This is a genomic window from Kitasatospora sp. NPDC048298 (assembly GCF_043201465.1).
Classification (GTDB): domain Bacteria; phylum Actinomycetota; class Actinomycetes; order Streptomycetales; family Streptomycetaceae; genus Kitasatospora.
Genome location: NZ_JBICYZ010000050.1, coordinates 23,689 through 39,579, shown reverse-complemented (window position 1 = coordinate 39,579; position 15,891 = coordinate 23,689). Strand labels below are relative to the sequence as shown.

10 protein-coding genes are annotated in these 15,891 nt (G+C 76.0%); 7 read left to right on the top strand and 3 right to left on the bottom strand.

All coding sequences use genetic code 11. The features are described 5' to 3' along the window. Positions 1 to 101 precede the first annotated feature (101 nt). The 7 genes from infB (at position 102) to ACGF0D_RS30290 (ending at position 11,211) form a co-directional block, all read left to right on the top strand. Positions 102 to 3,224 (top strand): translation initiation factor IF-2, encoded by a 3,123-nt coding sequence (gene infB / locus ACGF0D_RS30320; RefSeq protein WP_392921607.1) that lies wholly within the window; start codon positions 102 to 104, stop codon positions 3,222 to 3,224. A 150-nt stretch (positions 3,225 to 3,374) separates the two neighbouring features. Then, positions 3,375 to 3,671: a DUF503 domain-containing protein gene (locus ACGF0D_RS30315; protein WP_238741325.1), complete on the top strand. Its 297-nt coding sequence runs from the start codon at positions 3,375 to 3,377 to the stop codon at positions 3,669 to 3,671. 153 nt (positions 3,672 to 3,824) lie between these two features. Beyond that, on the top strand, positions 3,825 to 4,265 hold the full coding sequence (rbfA, locus tag ACGF0D_RS30310; RefSeq protein WP_392921604.1) for a 30S ribosome-binding factor RbfA: 441 nt from the start codon (positions 3,825 to 3,827) through the stop codon (positions 4,263 to 4,265). A gap of 2 nt (positions 4,266 to 4,267) precedes the next feature. Beyond that, positions 4,268 to 5,371 carry a bifunctional oligoribonuclease/PAP phosphatase NrnA gene (locus tag ACGF0D_RS30305; protein ID WP_392921602.1) on the top strand — a complete coding sequence of 368 codons (1,104 nt, stop codon included), beginning with the start codon at positions 4,268 to 4,270 and terminating at the stop codon, positions 5,369 to 5,371. A 35-nt stretch (positions 5,372 to 5,406) separates the two neighbouring features. Beyond that, positions 5,407 to 6,336 carry a tRNA pseudouridine(55) synthase TruB gene (gene truB, locus ACGF0D_RS30300; RefSeq protein WP_392921599.1) on the top strand — a complete coding sequence of 310 codons (930 nt, stop codon included), beginning with the start codon at positions 5,407 to 5,409 and terminating at the stop codon, positions 6,334 to 6,336. 211 nt (positions 6,337 to 6,547) lie between these two features. Continuing rightward, positions 6,548 to 10,201, top strand: coding sequence for a serine protease (locus tag ACGF0D_RS30295; protein ID WP_392921597.1), 3,654 nt, complete (start codon positions 6,548 to 6,550; stop codon positions 10,199 to 10,201). Between the two features lie 65 nt (positions 10,202 to 10,266). After that, entirely contained in the window at positions 10,267 to 11,211 is a 945-nt protein-coding gene (locus tag ACGF0D_RS30290; protein ID WP_392921594.1) for a bifunctional riboflavin kinase/FAD synthetase, read from the top strand. Between the two features lie 58 nt (positions 11,212 to 11,269). Here the strand turns inward: ACGF0D_RS30290 and ACGF0D_RS30285 are convergent, their stop codons facing one another. The 3 genes from ACGF0D_RS30285 to eccE form a co-directional block, all read right to left on the bottom strand. Continuing rightward, a complete protein-coding gene (locus tag ACGF0D_RS30285; protein WP_392921591.1) occupies positions 11,270 to 13,396 on the bottom strand; it encodes a MinD/ParA family protein in 2,127 nt (708 codons plus the stop codon). 131 nt (positions 13,397 to 13,527) lie between these two features. After that, a complete protein-coding gene (locus tag ACGF0D_RS30280) occupies positions 13,528 to 14,295 on the bottom strand; it encodes a hypothetical protein (RefSeq protein WP_392921588.1) in 768 nt (255 codons plus the stop codon). After that, a complete protein-coding gene (gene eccE, locus ACGF0D_RS30275) occupies positions 14,295 to 15,722 on the bottom strand; it encodes a type VII secretion protein EccE (RefSeq protein ID WP_392884228.1) in 1,428 nt (475 codons plus the stop codon). The genes ACGF0D_RS30280 and eccE overlap by 1 nt, the downstream gene beginning before the upstream one ends. Positions 15,723 to 15,891 lie beyond the last annotated feature (169 nt).

The following is a 15,891-nucleotide window of genomic DNA, read 5'->3' as shown; positions in this document are numbered from 1 at the left end:
GATGAGCACTCGATGAGTACGCGATGAGTACGCGATGGGTACGCCCATGAAGTAGCGACAGTCCGGCGGACGAGACCCCCGGACTCATAGACAGGAGTGAAGTGGCTAAGGTCCGGGTTTATGAACTCGCCAAGGAACTTGGCTTGGAGAGCAAGGCCGTCATGGCCAAGCTCACCGAGCTCGGTGAGTTCGTCCGTTCGGCGTCCTCGACGATCGAGGCGCCGGTCGTACGCAAGCTGACTGACGCGCTTGGTGTGGCCCCCACCGGTGGTGGTTCCGCTGCCAAGCCGGGCCCGCGGAAGACCGCGGCGCCCTCCCCCGCCGCCGGCTCGGGTGCCCCGAAGCCGGGGGCTCCGACTCCGGGTCCGCGCCCCGGCGCGGCCCCTGGTCCCCGTCCGACCCCGGCTGCCGCCGCGCCTTCCGCGCCGGCCGCCCCCGCCGCCCCGAAGCCGGGCGCGCCGACTCCGGGCCCGCGCCCGGCCGCGCGTCCCGCCGCTCCGGCGGCCCCGGCCGCGCCCGCGGCCGAGTTCTCCTCGCCGGCTCCGGCCGGCGACGCCCCGCGTCCGTCCACCCAGGCCCCGCGCCCGAGTGGCCAGGCCGCCGGCGGTGCCCGTCCGGGCCCGCGTCCGGCCGGTCCGCGTCCGGGCAACAACCCGTTCACCTCGGGTAGCGCCACCGGCATGGGCCGTCCCGGCGAGCGCCGTCAGGGCGGTCAGGGTGGCGACCGTCCGCGTCCGGGCGGTGCCCCGGGTGCCGGTGCTCCCCGTCCGGGTGGCGACCGTCCGCGTCCGGCCGGTGCCCCCGGTGCCGGTGCTCCCCGTCCGGGTGGCGACCGTCCGCGTCCGGCCGGTGCTCCGGGTGCCGGCGCTCCGCGTCCGGGTGGCGACCGTCCGCGTCCGGCCGGTGCCCCCGGTGCCGGTGCCCCCCGTCCGGGTGGCGACCGTCCGCGTCCCGACGGCATGCCGCGTCCGGCCGCGCCGCGTCCCGGTGGCCCGACCCCGTCCGGCATGCCGCGCCCGAACCCGGGCATGATGCCGCAGCGTCCGGCCGGCCCGCGTCCGGGTCCGGGTGGCCGTGGTCCGGGTGGCCCCGGCGGTCGTCCGGGTGGTCCGGGTGCCGGTGGCGCCCGTCCCGGCTTCCAGGGCCGTCCGGCCGGTCCGGGCTCGCGTCCGGCCGGTGGCGGTGGCTTCGGCGGTCCGCGTCCCGGTGGCGGTGCCCCGGGTGGCGGCGGCGGCTTCGGTCCGCGTCCCGGCGGCTTCGGCGGCCGTCCCGGCGGCCCGGGTGCCCGTGGTGGCACGCAGGGCGCCTTCGGTCGTGGCCCGGGCGGTCGCCCGGCGCGTGGCCGCAAGTCGAAGCGGGCGAAGCGCCAGGAGTACGAGGCCATGCAGGCCCCGTCCGTCGGCGGTGTGATGCTGCCTCGCGGCAACGGCCAGACCGTTCGCCTGTCGAGCGGCGCCTCGCTGATGGACTTCGCGGAGAAGATCAACGCCAACCCGGCCGCGCTCGTCTCCGTCATGTTCAACCTCGGTGAGATGGTCACCGCGACCCAGTCGGTCTCCGACGCGACCCTCGAGCTGCTGGCCGGCGAGATGGGCTTCCAGCTGGAGATCGTCAGCCGGGACGACGAGGACCGCGAGCTGCTGGAGTCGTTCGACATCGACTTCGGCGCCGACGAGGGCGACGAGGACCAGCTGGCCCCGCGCCCGCCGGTCGTCACCGTCATGGGCCACGTCGACCACGGTAAGACCCGCCTGCTGGACGCGATCCGCAAGTCCAACGTGGTGGCCGGCGAGGCCGGTGGCATCACCCAGCACATCGGTGCCTACCAGGTGGCGACGATGGTGAACGGCGAAGAGCGTCCGATCACCTTCCTCGACACCCCGGGTCACGAGGCGTTCTCCGCCATGCGTGCCCGTGGTGCCAAGTCCACCGACATCGCGATCCTGGTGGTCGCGGCCAACGACGGTGTCATGCCGCAGACGGTCGAGGCGCTGAACCACGCCAAGGCCGCCGGTGTGCCGATCGTGGTCGCCGTCAACAAGATCGACGTCGAGGGCGCCGACCCGACCAAGGTCCGCGGTCAGCTGACCGAGTTCGGTCTGGTGGCCGAGGAGTACGGCGGCGACACCATGTTCGTCGACATCTCCGCGCGCCAGGGCCTGAACATCGACCAGCTGCTGGAGGCCGTGGTCCTGACCGCGGACGCCTCGCTGGACCTGCGGGCCAACCCCGAGCAGGACGCGCAGGGTATCGCCATCGAGGCGCACCTGGACAAGGGCCGCGGCGCCATGGCGACCGTGCTCGTGCAGCGCGGTACGCTCCGCGTCGGCGACTCGATCGTCGTGGGCGACGCCTACGGTCGCGTCCGCGCCATGCTGGACGAGAACGGCAACAACCTCACCGAGGCCGGCCCGTCCCGCCCGGTGCTGCTGCTCGGTCTGACCTCGGTGCCCCGCGCCGGCGACAGCTTCATCGTCGTCGACGAGGACCGCACCGCCCGTCAGATCGCCGAGAAGCGCTCGGCCCGCGACCGCAACGCCGCCTTCGCGCAGCGTCGCGTCCGGGTGTCCCTGGAGGACCTGGACAAGGCCATCGCGGCCGGCTCCATCGAGCAGCTCAACCTCATCATCAAGGGTGACGTCTCCGGTTCGGTGGAAGCCCTCGAGGACGCCCTCGTCAAGCTGGACGTGGGCGAGGAAGTCGAGCTCCGGGTCCTGCACCGCGGTGTGGGTGCCATCACCGAGTCCGACGTGGACCTGGCGATGGGTTCGGACGCCATCATCATCGGCTTCAACGTGCGCGCCGAAGGCCGTGCGCGTGCCGCGGCCGACAAGGAAGGCGTGGACGTCCGGTACTACTCGGTCATCTACCAGGCGATCGAGGAGATCGAGAACGCCCTCAAGGGCATGCTCAAGCCGGAGTACGAGGAGGTGCGCCTCGGCGCCGCGGAGATCCGCGAGGTCTTCCGCTCCTCCAAGTTCGGCAACATCGCCGGTGTCCTGGTCCGCGACGGCATCATCCGCCGCAACGCCAAGGCCCGCCTCATCCGCGACGGCAAGGTCGTGGCGGAGAGCCTCACCATCGAGGGTCTGCGCCGCTTCAAGGACGACGCGACCGAGGTCCGCGAGGGCTTCGAGGCCGGTGTCACCCTGGGGTCGTTCAACGACATCAAGGTCGAGGACATCATCGAGACCTACGAGATGCGCGAGAAGCCGCGCGCCTAGTCGGTGTCAGCCGGGGCCGGTCGACGGGTGGTATTTCCGTCGACCGGCCCCGGTCTCGCTGTGTAGGGTCCGGGAGTAGTCAGAAACAGTGGCGCCAGCCCGGTTCCGGGCTGCCCCCGAGGCCTTCCAGGTCGGCGAGACCTGTCACACATGTTCGTGGGAACACTCACCTTCGACCTGCTGCTGGGCGACGTCCACTCGCTCAAGGAGAAGCGTTCGATCGTGCGGCCCATCGTGGCCGAACTGCAGCGCAAGTACAGCGTGTGCGCTGCCGAAACCGGGAACCAGGACCTGCACCGCCGGGCCGAGATCGGCCTCGCGGTGGTATCCGGCGAAGCCGGGTACGTCACCGAGGTCCTGGACAGCTGTGAGCGGTTGGTCGCCGGCCGCCCCGAGGTGCAACTCCTCTCCACGAGGAGGCGGTACCACAACGACGACGACGAATGAGGACCGTGGAGCCGGCCGGCGGAAGTCGCCGTTCTCACACGGATCAGGACCGAGAGCGCCCGCAAGGCCGGGCGCGGGCCGGTACTTTGGGGCGTGGGCCCCGACGGGTGCGCAGCTCGCCCGGGTACCGGGCCCACTGCACGAGGAGGCAACGTGACCGACACCGCAAGGGCGCGCAAGCTCGCCGACCGCATCCAGGTGGTCGTCGCCCAGACCCTGGAGCGGCGGATCAAGGACCCCCGCCTGGGGTTCGTGACCATCACCGACACCCGGGTGACCGGAGACCTGCGCGAGGCCACCGTCTTCTACACCGTCTTCGGTGACGAGACCGAGCGCGAGGCCACCGCGGCCGCGCTGGAGAGCGCCAAGGGCGTGATCCGCTCCGAGGTCGGCAAGATCGGGGTGCGCTTCACCCCGACGCTGACCTTCGTCGCGGACGCGCTGCCGGACAACGCCCGGAACATCGACGACCTGCTCGACCGGGCCCGCACCTCGGACGCCGCCGTGCGCACCCAGGCCGCGGGGGCGAGCTACGCCGGCGACGCGGACCCGTACCGGGTTCCGGGGTCCGAGCGTGACGACGAGGACGAGTAGTCATGGCGGGTGAGCCGGCGCGGGTCGCCTCGCGAGCCGGATCGACCACGGGGGCGTCCTCCACCAGCACGGTGGAGGGTGCCCTCGCGGCACTCCCGGGCCCGCGCGCCGAGGAGAGCGGGTTCGAGCTGCTCTGGCAGCAGGTGGTGGCGGAGATCGGGCGGGCCCGTTCGATCGACCTGATCTGCCACATCTGCCCGGACGGTGACGCGTTGGGCTCCTCGCTGGCGGCCGCGCTGGCGCTGCGCGCGCTCGGCAAGCGGGTGCGGGTCTCCTTCGGCGACGACCCGCAGATCGTGCCCGAGTCGCTGGCCTTCCTGCCCGGCCAGGAGCTGATCGTGCCGGCCGGCGAGGTGCCGGACGTGCCCGAACTGGTGCTCTGCTTCGACGTGGCCGCGGAGAGCCGGCTCGGCCTGCTCCGCGACAAGGCCTTCGCCGCGCCCGTCCTGGTGGTGTTCGACCACCATGCCTCCAACCCGGGTTTCGGCACCCACCAGTTGATCGACCCGACCGCGCCGGCCACCGCCGTGCTGGTCGACGAACTGCTGCGCAGGCTCGGCGTGGTGCTCGACCAGGAGCTGGCCACCTGCCTCTACACCGGTGTCGCCACGGACACCGGTTCGTTCAAGTACCGGGCCACCACGCCCGCCACCCACGAGCTGGCCGGCCGGCTGCTGGCCACCGGCATCCGGCACGACCTGATCTCCCGGCAGCTGTGGGACACCTCCTCCTTCGGCTACCTCAAGGTGCTCGCCGGCGCGCTCGACCGGGCCGTCTACGAGCCGGAGGCGGCGGACGGGCTGGGCCTGGTGTGGACCTGGGTGCCGTACCAGGACCTCGCGCTGTTCAGCGTCACGGTCGAGGAGATCGAGGGACTGATCGACATCCTGCGCCGCCCGGCCGAGGCCGAGGTGGCGCTGGTGCTCAAGCAGGACCCGGACGGCACGCTGCGCGGCTCCTCGCGTTCCAAGGGGGCGGTGGACGTCGCGGCGGCCTGTGCCGAACTGGGCGGCGGGGGGCACGTCTACGCGGCCGGATTCAGCGTCCGGGAGGACGTGGCCGCGGTGGTCGACCGGTTCCGGGGCGCGCTGAGACCGGTACGTTGATCGTCTCCGCTGATGTTGTTGAGAGAAAGAACCCGATGAAGCGCAAAGGCACCGGCCCGGACGGCCTGGTGATCGTCGACAAGCCCGAGGGCATCACGTCGCACGGGGTCGTCGCCAAGCTGCGGTGGCTGGCCGGGACCCGGAAGGTCGGGCACGCCGGCACCCTGGACCCGATGGCCACCGGCGTACTGGTGATCGGCGTCGAGCGGGCCACCCGGCTGCTCGGCCACCTGATGCTCACCGCCAAGACGTACGAGGCGACCATCCGGCTCGGCCAGACCACCGTCACCGACGACCGCGAGGGCGAGGTGACCGCCTCGACCCCGGCCGACGCCGTCACCCGGGAGGCGATCGACGCCGGGATCGCGGCGCTCACCGGCGAGATCATGCAGGTGCCGTCCAAGGTCAGCGCGATCAAGATCGACGGCAAGCGCTCGTACGCCCGGGTCCGCGAGGGCGAGGACTTCGAGCTCGCGGCCCGGCCGACCACGATCCACTCCTTCAGCGTGCACGAGCAGCGCGCGGCGGTCGCCGAGGACGGCACCCCGGTGATCGACCTGGACGTCACCGTCGAGTGCTCCTCCGGCACCTACATCCGGGCGCTGGCCCGGGACCTGGGCGCCGGGCTGGGCGTCGGCGGGCACCTGACGGCGCTGCGGCGCACCAAGGTCGGGCCGTACGGGGTGGAGTCGGCGCGCACCCTGGAGCAGCTGGAGGCCGAGGTCACCGGCGAGTCCGCCAAGCCGCTGGAGGTGCTGCCGATCGCCGACGCCGCGGCCGCCGCCTTCCCGCGCTGGGACCTGGACGAGGCCTCGGCGCAGAAGCTGTCGCACGGCGCCCGGCTGAAGGCGCCCGGGATGGGCGTGGACGGGCCGATCGCGGTGTTCGGGCCGGACGGGCGCTTCCTGGCGCTGGTCGAGGAGCAGGGCGGGCAGGCGAAGCCGGTCGCGGTCTTCGTCGGCTGACGGTCCGGTCGCCGGCTGACGGTCCGGTCGCCGTTCGGAGCCCCCGTCGGGAGTCACCCCGACGGGGGCTCCGCCGTTCCCGGACGTCGTTCACCCGCACGAGGGAGCGCGCGGAGTGAACGCCCGTGGTGAGCGGCGCGGGCGCGGTCGGGCGGGCACCTCGGCGGGCAGGCTCCGGGCAGCGGGCGAGCGACGGCCGAGGGGGCACGAGATGCCGGGTTTTCCGGAGGGCGATCCGGGGCGGTACCTGCTGCGGATCCGCGACCTCAACGGCCGGCTGCACGGCTTGGGGTTCGTCGCCGACCCGCAGGGAGTCGTGCTGACGGCGCACGAGAGTGTGGCCGGACTGGACCGGGTCGTCCTGCACACCCCCGGCGGGCAGACCAGGGTGCTCGGCCCGGACGCCGTGCTGCCGCTGCCCGGGCACGGGCTGGCTCTGCTGCGCACCGAGGCGGTCGGCGGGCTGCCGGTGCCGCCGCTGCCGCTGGCCGCCGTCGCCGCCGGGCCCGAGGTGCTGCTGCCCGCGCTGGCGGGGGAGGACGGACGGGTGGTCGCGCTGCGCTGCGGACTGCTCGGGGTCGCCGGCGCGGCGTACGGCGGGCACCGGTCGGCCGGGGTGCTGCTGCTGGACGTGCCGGTGGTCGGCGGGGTCGCGGTGCCGGCCGGCTCGCCGGTGCTGGACGCCCGCAGCGGGGCCGTGGTCGCCCTGGCCGCGCCCGCCGTGCGCGGTCCCCGGCACGGCGGGGCACTGCCGGCCGTGCCGGTGGGCGCGGCGGCGGTCGGGGACGGCCCTCCGGGTGGAACGGGCGCCGCCGAGGTGCTGGCCGGGCTGCTGGCGAGCAACGCGGCGGCGGTGCCCGGCTACGGCCCGGCGCTCAACCTAGCCGGGGTGCTGCGGCTGACCGCCGCCCAGGTGGCGGCCGCCGGCGCCGGACCGGGCCGGCTGCCCCACCTGGCCGCCGACCGGGTGGACCGGCCGGACGGCCTGGCCGGGGACGAGCCGGTCGCGACCGTCACCGCGCTGGTCGGCGCCCCCGGCAGCGGGCGCACCACCGAACTGGCCGCGCTGGCCGCCCGCCGCACCGGCGGCGCCCACCCGCTGCCCACCCTCTGGCTGCGCGGCGCCGACCTGCGCGCCGGGGACCGCTCGCTCGCCGAACCGGTGGAACGCGCGCTGGCCGCCGCGGCGGCCGTCCTCGGCACCCCGGCGCCCGCGCCCGAGCCGGTGGCGACGCTGTGCGCGGCGGCCGGCCGGCCGCTGCTGGTGGTCCTGGACGGCCCCGAGGAGGCCCCGCTGCCGGTGGACGCCCGCTGGCTGCGCGGCGCCGGGCAGTGGCTGACCGGCTGCGGGGCCAGGCTGGTGACGGCCTGCGGGGAGGAGCTGTGGGAGCTGCTCGCGGCCGAGACCTGGGGGAACGGCACCCCCGGCCCCCGGCGCGCGCAGGAGCCGCACCCGGACGGCGACCTGGGCAGCGCCCCCACCGTGCGGATGGACGGCCGCGGCGCGGGCGGGCCGAGCCTGGCCGGGCAGCGGCTCGGCCCGCTGCCCCCCGAGGCGGCCGAGCGGGTGCGCCGCCGGTACGGGCTGCCGCCGGGCCACCCGGCCGCCGCCGAGGACGCCCGGCACCCGCTGGCCGTCCGGCTGGCCGGGGAGCTGTGGGCGCAGGGGCTGCACGACGGGCCGGTGCGCCGGAGCGAACTGTTCGGCGCCGTCCTGGACCTGCGCTGTCTGCGGGTGGCCCAGCGGCTGGCCGAGGACGGCCGGCCGCGCCGCCCGGGCGCTCACCGGCGGGGCGCGGTGCGCCAGGGCGGGCCGCGGCACCGCCGGGTGCGCCGGCTCGCGGCGGCGGTGGCCGGACGGGTGCACGAGGCGGCCCGGCGGATGCTCGGCGACCGGTCGGGCGGCGGGCTGGACCGGGCCGTCTTCGAGGAGCTGTTCCCGGTCGAGGGCGGCTGGGTCAAGGCGGTGCTCGCCGAGGGCCTGTTCGTCCCGGCCGGGCCCGGATTCCGCTTCGCGCACGGGGAGTTCGCGGACTGGCTGCAGGGCCGGCACCTGGACCTGGACGCGGCGCTGCGGCTGCTGCTCGGCGAGGCCGAGGACACCCCGCCGTGGCCCGCCGACGAGGCGCGGGAGCCCGGCGGCCACCCGGCGGGGGAGCCGGCCGGGGCGAACGCCGTCGCCCGGCACCGGATCGGTCCGGTCGCCGCCGCACTGCGCCGGGTGGCGGAGACCTGGGGCGCCGGCGCCCTGGACCCGTGGCTGCACCGGATCTGGCGCGCCCTCGACCTGCGCCCGCCGGGCAGCGAACCCGCCTGGTGGGCGGCCCGGTTGCTCGCCGCGGGCCTCGCCGCCAGCCCGGACCGGTCCGAACACCTGGCCCTGCTCGACCAGTTGGCGTCCCGGATCGCCGAACGGGCGGGCGCGGCCGGTGCGGTGGCGCTCCCGGCGGCCGGACTCGGCCGCTTCGGCCCGGCCTTCTGGACCGGCCTCGGCCTGCCCGTCGAGACCGAACTCGCCCTGCTGGGCCGCCTGGTGCCCGCCGACGGCCCCGGGCAGCGCTTCCTCGCCGTGGTGGCAGAGCGGCTGCGCGCCGACCCGGTCGCGGTGTTCCCGCTGCTCTGCGCCTGGTTCGAGGACGCGCACGGCCTGCCGGGGCGCCCCGGGCGCACGACGGCCGACCTCGCCCACGACCTGCTGCACGCCCACCGCCGGCTCGCCCTGGACGAGTTGGCCGACGCGCTGGCGGCCGCCGCGCACCCGCGGGCGGACGCGCTGCTCACCGTGCTGGCCGCCGAGGAGCCGTCCGCGCTCTGCCGCGCGGTGGACCGCTGGAGCCACGACCGGCGGCCCGAGCGGCACGTCGCGGCCGCCGTGCACGCGCTGCGGACCTCCCCGTACGCCTCCGGTGCCGGGGTCGAGCTGCTGCGGTACACCGCGCTGACCCTGCTCGCCCGCGAGGACGAGCCCGGTCTGCACGGGGCGGCGCTGGCGCTGCTGGTCGGCGATCCGGTGACCAGGGCCGAGTACCTGCCGGCCGCGCTCGCCCGGTTCCGGGCCGGTGGCGACGCCTTCCTCACCCCGAGGGCGCTCGGCCCGGCCCTGGAGAGCGACCCGGAACCCGTCCTGGCCGCGCTCGCCGACCGGGCGGGCGCCCCCGGCGCGGCCCCCGCCGAGACGCTGCGGGTGCTGGCCGACGCCACCGCCCCGGCGGCCCTGCGGCGGGGCGCCGAGCTGGCCGCCGGGCTGCTGCGCGGGAACCCGGCGCTGGCCGGTCCGGTCGCCGTCGACTACCTCGGCCGTCGGCTGGCCCGGCCCGCCGCCGTCGGCCCGGGCGGCCGGCCGGAGCTGAGGATGCTGCTCGGCGCCGCGCTGGCCGACCGCAGCGCGGCGGTCCGGCGGCCGTTCGCCGAGGCGCTGTCCGTCCCGGTGGCCGACCCGGCGGCGGACGCGCTGCGCCGCGAGTTGCTGGACGCCCTGCTCGCCACCGAGACCGACCCGGCGGTGCTGACCGCCGTCGTGGAGCGGCTCGCCGAGCACTGCGCGGCCGAGGACCCGGCCCGGGCCCGGGTGGTGCTGGCCAGGGCCACCCAGGGGCTGCCGGGCGCGGACGAGCTGCTGGTGCGCTGCGCCGGGCGGTCGGCGGCCTTCGCCCGGCTGCTCGCCCGGTGGCCGTCCGGTGCCGCGCCGACCGCCCAGGACGACCCCCGGCCGGCCCGGATGCGGGCCCTGGCGGCGGCCGGACGGGACGCGCGGTACGCCGCCGAGGAGGCCGGGCGGGCCGTGCCCGGGCGGTCGACGGGGCCCTCGGCGGGCTCAACCCGTATTCCGGTGCCTGAGCCGGGGCAGGCGCATGGCACGCTATAGGGGTTCGGGTTTTGAGCGTTTGAGCGTACAGAGGGTACGCACCGTACGGAACAAGGAGCGGTCAGGTGCAGCGCTGGCGTGGCCTGGAGGAGATCCCCGGGGACTGGGGACGCAGCGTCGTCACCATCGGCTCGTTCGACGGGGTGCACCGCGGACATCAGCTGATCATCGGGCGGGCGGTCGAGCGGGCCCGCGAACTCGGAATCCCCGCGGTCGTGGTGACCTTCGACCCGCACCCGCGCGAGGTCATCCGCCCGGGCAGCCACCCGCCGCTGCTCGCGCCGCACCCGCGCCGCGCCGAGCTGATCGCGGAGCTGGGCGTGGACGCGGTGCTGGTGCTGCCGTTCACCACCGAGTTCTCCCAGGAGTCCCCGGAGGCCTTCGTCCGGCAGGTGCTGGTGGACGCCCTGCACACGCGGGTCGTCATCGAGGGCCCCAACTTCCGCTTCGGGCACCGGGCGGCCGGGGACGTCGCGCTGCTCGGCGAGCTGGGCCGGGCGGACGACTTCGAGGTCGAGGTGGTCGACCTCCGGGTGTGCGGCACGGCCGGGGACGGCGAGCCGTTCTCCTCCAGCCTGACCCGCCGGCTGGTGGAGACCGGGGACATGGCCGGCGCCAACGAGGTGCTGGGCCGCCCGCACCGGGTCGAGGGCGTGGTGGTGCGCGGCGCGCAGCGCGGCCGCGAGCTGGGCTACCCGACCGCCAACGTCGAGACCGTGCCGCACAGCGCGATCCCGGCCGACGGCGTGTACGCGGGCTGGCTGACGGCGGACGGCGAGAGGATGCCGGCGGCGATCTCGGTCGGCACCAACCCGACCTTCGACGGCACCGCCCGCACCGTGGAGGCGTACGCCATCGACCGGGTCGGCCTGGACCTGTACGGGATGCACGTGGCCGTGGACTTCCTGGCCTACCTGCGCGGGATGGAGAAGTTCGACTCCATCGACGCGCTGCTGGACCGGATGGCCGACGACGTCAAGCGGGCCCGCGAGCTGACCGACGGCGTCTGAGCGCCGGGACGCCGGAAGGGGCCCACCGACCGGGTGTCGGTGGGCCCCTTCCGCCGTCTCACTGCTGGGGTGCCTGCGGCGGGTAGCCGTAGCCCGGGCCCGGCTGCTGCGGCCAGGGCGCCCCGGGAGCGGGCTGCTGCGGGTAGCCGTACCCGGGCGGGGGCGGCGGGGCCTGGCCGGGCTGCGGGGCCCACGGCGCCCCGGGGGCGGGCTGGCCCGCCTGCTGCGGGTAGGGCTGGGGCTGCCGCGGGTCGGCGTACGGCTGCGGGTAGCCGGGCTGCGGCTGGGCCTGCTGCTGCCAGCCGGCCTGCTGGGCGGCGGCCTGCTGGGCCCGGACGATGTCCTCGCCGACCAGGGTGGCCAGCTCGAAGTAGGCCTCCCGGACCTTGGGCCGCATCATGTCGAGGTTGACCTCGGCGCCGGCCGCCAGGCTCTCGTCGAACGGCACCACGATCACGCCGCGGCAGCGGGTCTGGAAGTGGGCGACGATGTCCTCGACCTTGATCATCTTGCTGGTCTCGCGCACCCCGGAGACCACCGTGATGCTGCGCTGCACCAGGTCGGCGTAGCCGTGCGCGGAGAGCCAGTCCAGGGTGGTCGAGGCGCTGGAGGCGCCGTCCACGCTGGGGGTGGAGACGATGATCAGCTGGTCGGCCAGGTCCAGCACCCCGCGCATCGCGCTGTACAGCAGGCCGGTGCCGGAGTCGGTCAGGATGATCGGGTACTGGCGGCCCAGCACGTCGATCACCTGGCGGTAGTCCGAGTCGTTGAAGGTGGTCGAGACCGCCGGGTCCACGTCGTTGGCCAGGATCTCCAGGCCCGAGTTCAGGTCCTGCGAGGTGAACTGACGGATGTCCATGTAGCTGCGCAGGTGCGGGATGGCCGTCACCAGGTCGCGGATGGTCGCGCCGGTCTGGCGCTTGACCCGGCGGCCCAGGGTGCCGGCGTCCGGGTTGGCGTCGATCGCGATCACCTTGTCCTGGCGCTCGCTGGCCAGGGTCGCGCCGAGCGCGGTGGTGGTCGTGGTCTTGCCGACGCCGCCCTTGAGGCTGATCACGGCGATCCGGTAGCAGCTCAGCACCGGGGTGCGGATGATCTCCAGCTTGCGGGCCTTCTCGGCCGCCGCGGCCTTGCCGCCGAACTGGAAGCGCGGCTGCTGGCGCTGCTGCTTGGGCTGGCTGCGCAGCAGCCGGTCCGAGGACAGCTCGACGGCCGCGGTGTAGCCGAGCGGTGCGCCGTGCGCGGTCTGCTGCGGGGCGGCGGCCTGCTGGAAGGCGCTGGGCTGCGGGGCCTGCGGCTGCTGCCACGGCTGCCCGGGGTGCCCCGGCAACGGCTGGCCGGGCAGCGGCTGGCCGGGCTGGGCCTGCGGGCCGGGCTGCGGCTGGGCCGGCTGCTGGTACGCGACGGGCTGCGGCCAGCCGCCCTGGCGCGGGTCCACCGGGCCGGGCTGCGGCTGGCCGGGCTGGGCCTGCGGGCCCGGCTGCTGGGGGGCGACGGGCTGCTGCGGGGTGACGGGCTGCTGGGCGTGCTGAGCCTGCTGGGCGGCCCACGCGGCCTGCGGGTCCCAGCCCGCCGGCGGGCCCTGGGGGTCCTGGGGGTGCTGCGGCGGGGCCTGCTGGACCGGCGGCTGCGCGAAGTTCTGCGGCTGGACGGGCTGCCCCGGCTGCGCCGCCGCTGCGGGCCCCGCCGCCGGGTACGGCTGCGCTACGGGCTGCTGCGCCGCGGCCTCCGGCGTCGGCCAGGCCGGGGCGCCGGCCTGCGGCTGCTCGGCGACCGGCGGGACCGGGGCGGCAACCGGGAACGGGACGTGCTGCGCCTCGGCCTGCACCGGCGGGACCGGCGCGGCGGGCGTGGCAGCGGGCGCCGGAACGGGGGCGACGGGAGTGGCGGTCGGCGCGGCCTCGGCCGCCGGGGCGGCGGCCTGGCCGGGCACCGGGGCGTGGGCCTGCTGCTGCACCGGAGCCTGCTGGGCCTGCCCCGGAACGACGGTGGGCACCGGTGCGCCGGCCTCGGCCGGAGCGGGGGAGGCCGGTGCGGAAGCGGCCGGCGCGGCCGCGCCGGAAGCCCCCGCGGGCTCGGTCTGCACGTACCAGGACGGGGGAGTGTAGTCAGGCGCGTCCGACCAGTCGTCGTCGTCCTCCGCCGCGTTGTCGCCGACGTAGACGCCGTCCCGATCGCTGCTCACTCTGGCTCCCTCGTGTTCGCCGCCGCTTGTTCAGCGGTGCCGTTGCCGCATCAAAGACTAGGCCGTACGGCAACCCCCGCTGAAGGCGGCTTCGCTTCCCCGCCGGCCCGCCCGGTGCGGCGAGCCGGCGCTCAGTCCATCCGGCGCGGCCCGCCGAGCACCTGCTGTTCGGCCTGCCCGGCCACGGCCCGTACGTACTGTCGCCGCATCCGGGTCGCCCACAGGGTGAGGTCGTCGCCGAGGGTGGGAAGCGCGGCCACGTCCTCCGGCGGCAGCGACAGCACCCGGCCGGTCAGTTCCGCCTCCTGCGGCGAGATCCGCTGCACACCGACCAGGTCGGCCGCGTTCAGCACCCGGGAGGCGTTCGGGCCCAGGTAGGGCAGCAGCGTCAGGGTGGTCTGCCAGGGCGCGGCGGAGAGCCGGCTGCGCGGCGGGCGGGCGCCGAGGTCGCGCACCACCAGGACCGGCGAGGCCACCGAGGCGCCCTGCGGGCCGAGTCGGCCGACCTGGTGGATCGTCACGCACGGCTGGCCGCCGCCGGCCGCCTGGGCCATCGGGCCCCACAGCTGTCCGCGGGCGGTCTCCACCGCGACCCGGGCGCCGATCGCGGCCGCCCGCAGCGCGATGACCTGAGCCGTCCACATGCCGCCGACGAGCACCAGGTCGTACGAGGTCGGGCGGAACAGGCCGAGCACCGCGGGCAGCCCCTGCGGGTCGACGCCGATCACCACGCCGTCGTCGCCGACGGGGAAGGCCAGCGCCGCGAGGTCGGCGGGCTCCAGCACGTGCTTCTCCCGGCGCGGGCCGCGCAGCCCGAAGCCGGGCAGGATCCGCGGCCGGGCCCGGCGCTGCTCGGCGCTGGGCTGCGGTCCGGCGGTGGGGTAGGTCTGGTACGCCATCAGGAGGCCCCTCCGAGTGGCAGGGTGGCGAGCATGCCGGGGGCCTGCTCCAGGTCGAGCCGGACGAGGCCGAGCCCGGTGTTCTGGGCCCGGGTCTCCACCAGGCGGCCGATGTCGCCGACCTCGCTCTCGTTGCGGCCGGTCACCCGCAGGTGCCCGCTGACCGTCACCGAGCCGCCGGTGCCGTGCCCGGCGGTCAGGCTGAAGGTGCTGGCGAGGGCCGGGGAGCCGGTGATCAGGTTGACCAGGTCCGGCGCGGCGATCCGGCCGGGGGCGCCGCCGGGGCGGCTCAGCTGCGGCCAGCGGGAGATCCAGTAGGTGGTGTGCCAGCGGTCGTCGATCCGCCAGAACCGGTTGCCCTCCTGGGTGCGGCGGGTGGTGCCGCCGCCGCTGCCGGTGCCCTGGCGGCCGGCCACCGCGATCGGGTTGGCGCAGGTGGAGATGGCCAGCGCGGCGATCAGCTCGCGCTCGTCCAGCACGGTCGCGTTGAAGCCGGCGCTGTTGAGCCGGCCGGCCAGTTGGTCGGTGACCCGCTGCAGCGCCTTGCGGGCGCCCTCCTCGCCGCCGCCGCGGGCCCGGACGGCGGTCGCCGCGCGCTCCGGGTCGAGCTTCAGGGCGATCCAGGTCAGCCGCAGCCCGGGGGTGGCGGTGCCGTCCGGCAGCTCGCGGTAGGCACGGGCGGCCAGCGACTGGTCGGGCAGGTGCTGGGCCGGGGCGGGCTGGGTGTGCTGGACCAGCTGCACCGACTCCAGGGTGATGTCGTCGACCGTGAGCGCCGAGCAGATCACGTCCAGCGGCAGCGGCAGGGCGGTGCGCGCCGGGCGCAGCGGCTGGTCCTTGGCCTGGACGAGCAGCACCGAGCTGAGGAAGGTCCCGTCGCCGACCATGCCGGTCTCCCGGCGGACCGGGCGGCCGCCGAACTCGGCCTCGGTGGCGTGGGTGCAGGTGCGCAGACCCGGTTCGAGCTCCAGGGCCGGCGCCAGCGCCGGGTCGGTGCCGGCCGGCGGCAGCAGCGTCCTGGCCTGCCTGCGGCGGGACTTGAGGGCGGCGCGGACCAGCAGCAGCTCGGGGACGGTGCGGCCGCGCACCGGGACGAGCGCGAGCAGGACCAGCACCAGCGCGACCGCGCCGAAGCCGGCCGCGACCGTGCGGCTGATCGTCCAGCCGACCGCGACCAGGGCCGCCGCGACCTCGACCAGGACGAGCTGCTGGAGCTTCAACCGCCCGCCCAGCAGCCCCGGTCGGGGGTTGACCCGCACCTGGACGGCGCCGCCGCCCACGGTGCCGGTCGGCTGCGGTTCCGTGCTCGCGGGTCCGGTCCCCGTTCCCGTCCCGGTCGGCGGCGCGCTGCGCTGCGCCCGGCCGGCCCGGCGCGGCCTCCCGCCGCCCGCGCTGCGGCGGCGTCCTGGAGCGGTCTGGCTTGGCATCCCCCGGTGGCCCTCTCTGATCCGTTGTCGCGGCCCGGCTGGCTGTGTCGCGGACCGTACCCGTACCGTACTCACCGTCTGCTGCCGCATCGTAGAGGGTTCGCGCCGGTTCGTGCCCGGCGGGTGACCACGGGGCAGGTCGGTCCGAGGAGGCCCGACGACGTCTGAC

What these genes read in the sequence shown, in the direction of transcription:
- ACGF0D_RS30315 (WP_238741325.1), top strand. Translation starts at nt 3,375, where the DNA reads ATGTTCGTGGGAACACTCACCTTCGACCTGCTGCTGGGCGACGTCCAC.
- ACGF0D_RS30305 (WP_392921602.1), top strand. Translation starts at nt 4,268, where the DNA reads ATGGCGGGTGAGCCGGCGCGGGTCGCCTCGCGAGCCGGATCGACCACG.
- truB (WP_392921599.1), top strand. Translation starts at nt 5,407, where the DNA reads ATGAAGCGCAAAGGCACCGGCCCGGACGGCCTGGTGATCGTCGACAAG.
- ACGF0D_RS30295 (WP_392921597.1), top strand. Translation starts at nt 6,548, where the DNA reads ATGCCGGGTTTTCCGGAGGGCGATCCGGGGCGGTACCTGCTGCGGATC.
- ACGF0D_RS30280 (WP_392921588.1), bottom strand. Translation starts at nt 14,295, where the DNA reads ATGGCGTACCAGACCTACCCCACCGCCGGACCGCAGCCCAGCGCCGAG.
- eccE (WP_392884228.1), bottom strand. Translation starts at nt 15,722, where the DNA reads ATGCCAAGCCAGACCGCTCCAGGACGCCGCCGCAGCGCGGGCGGCGGG.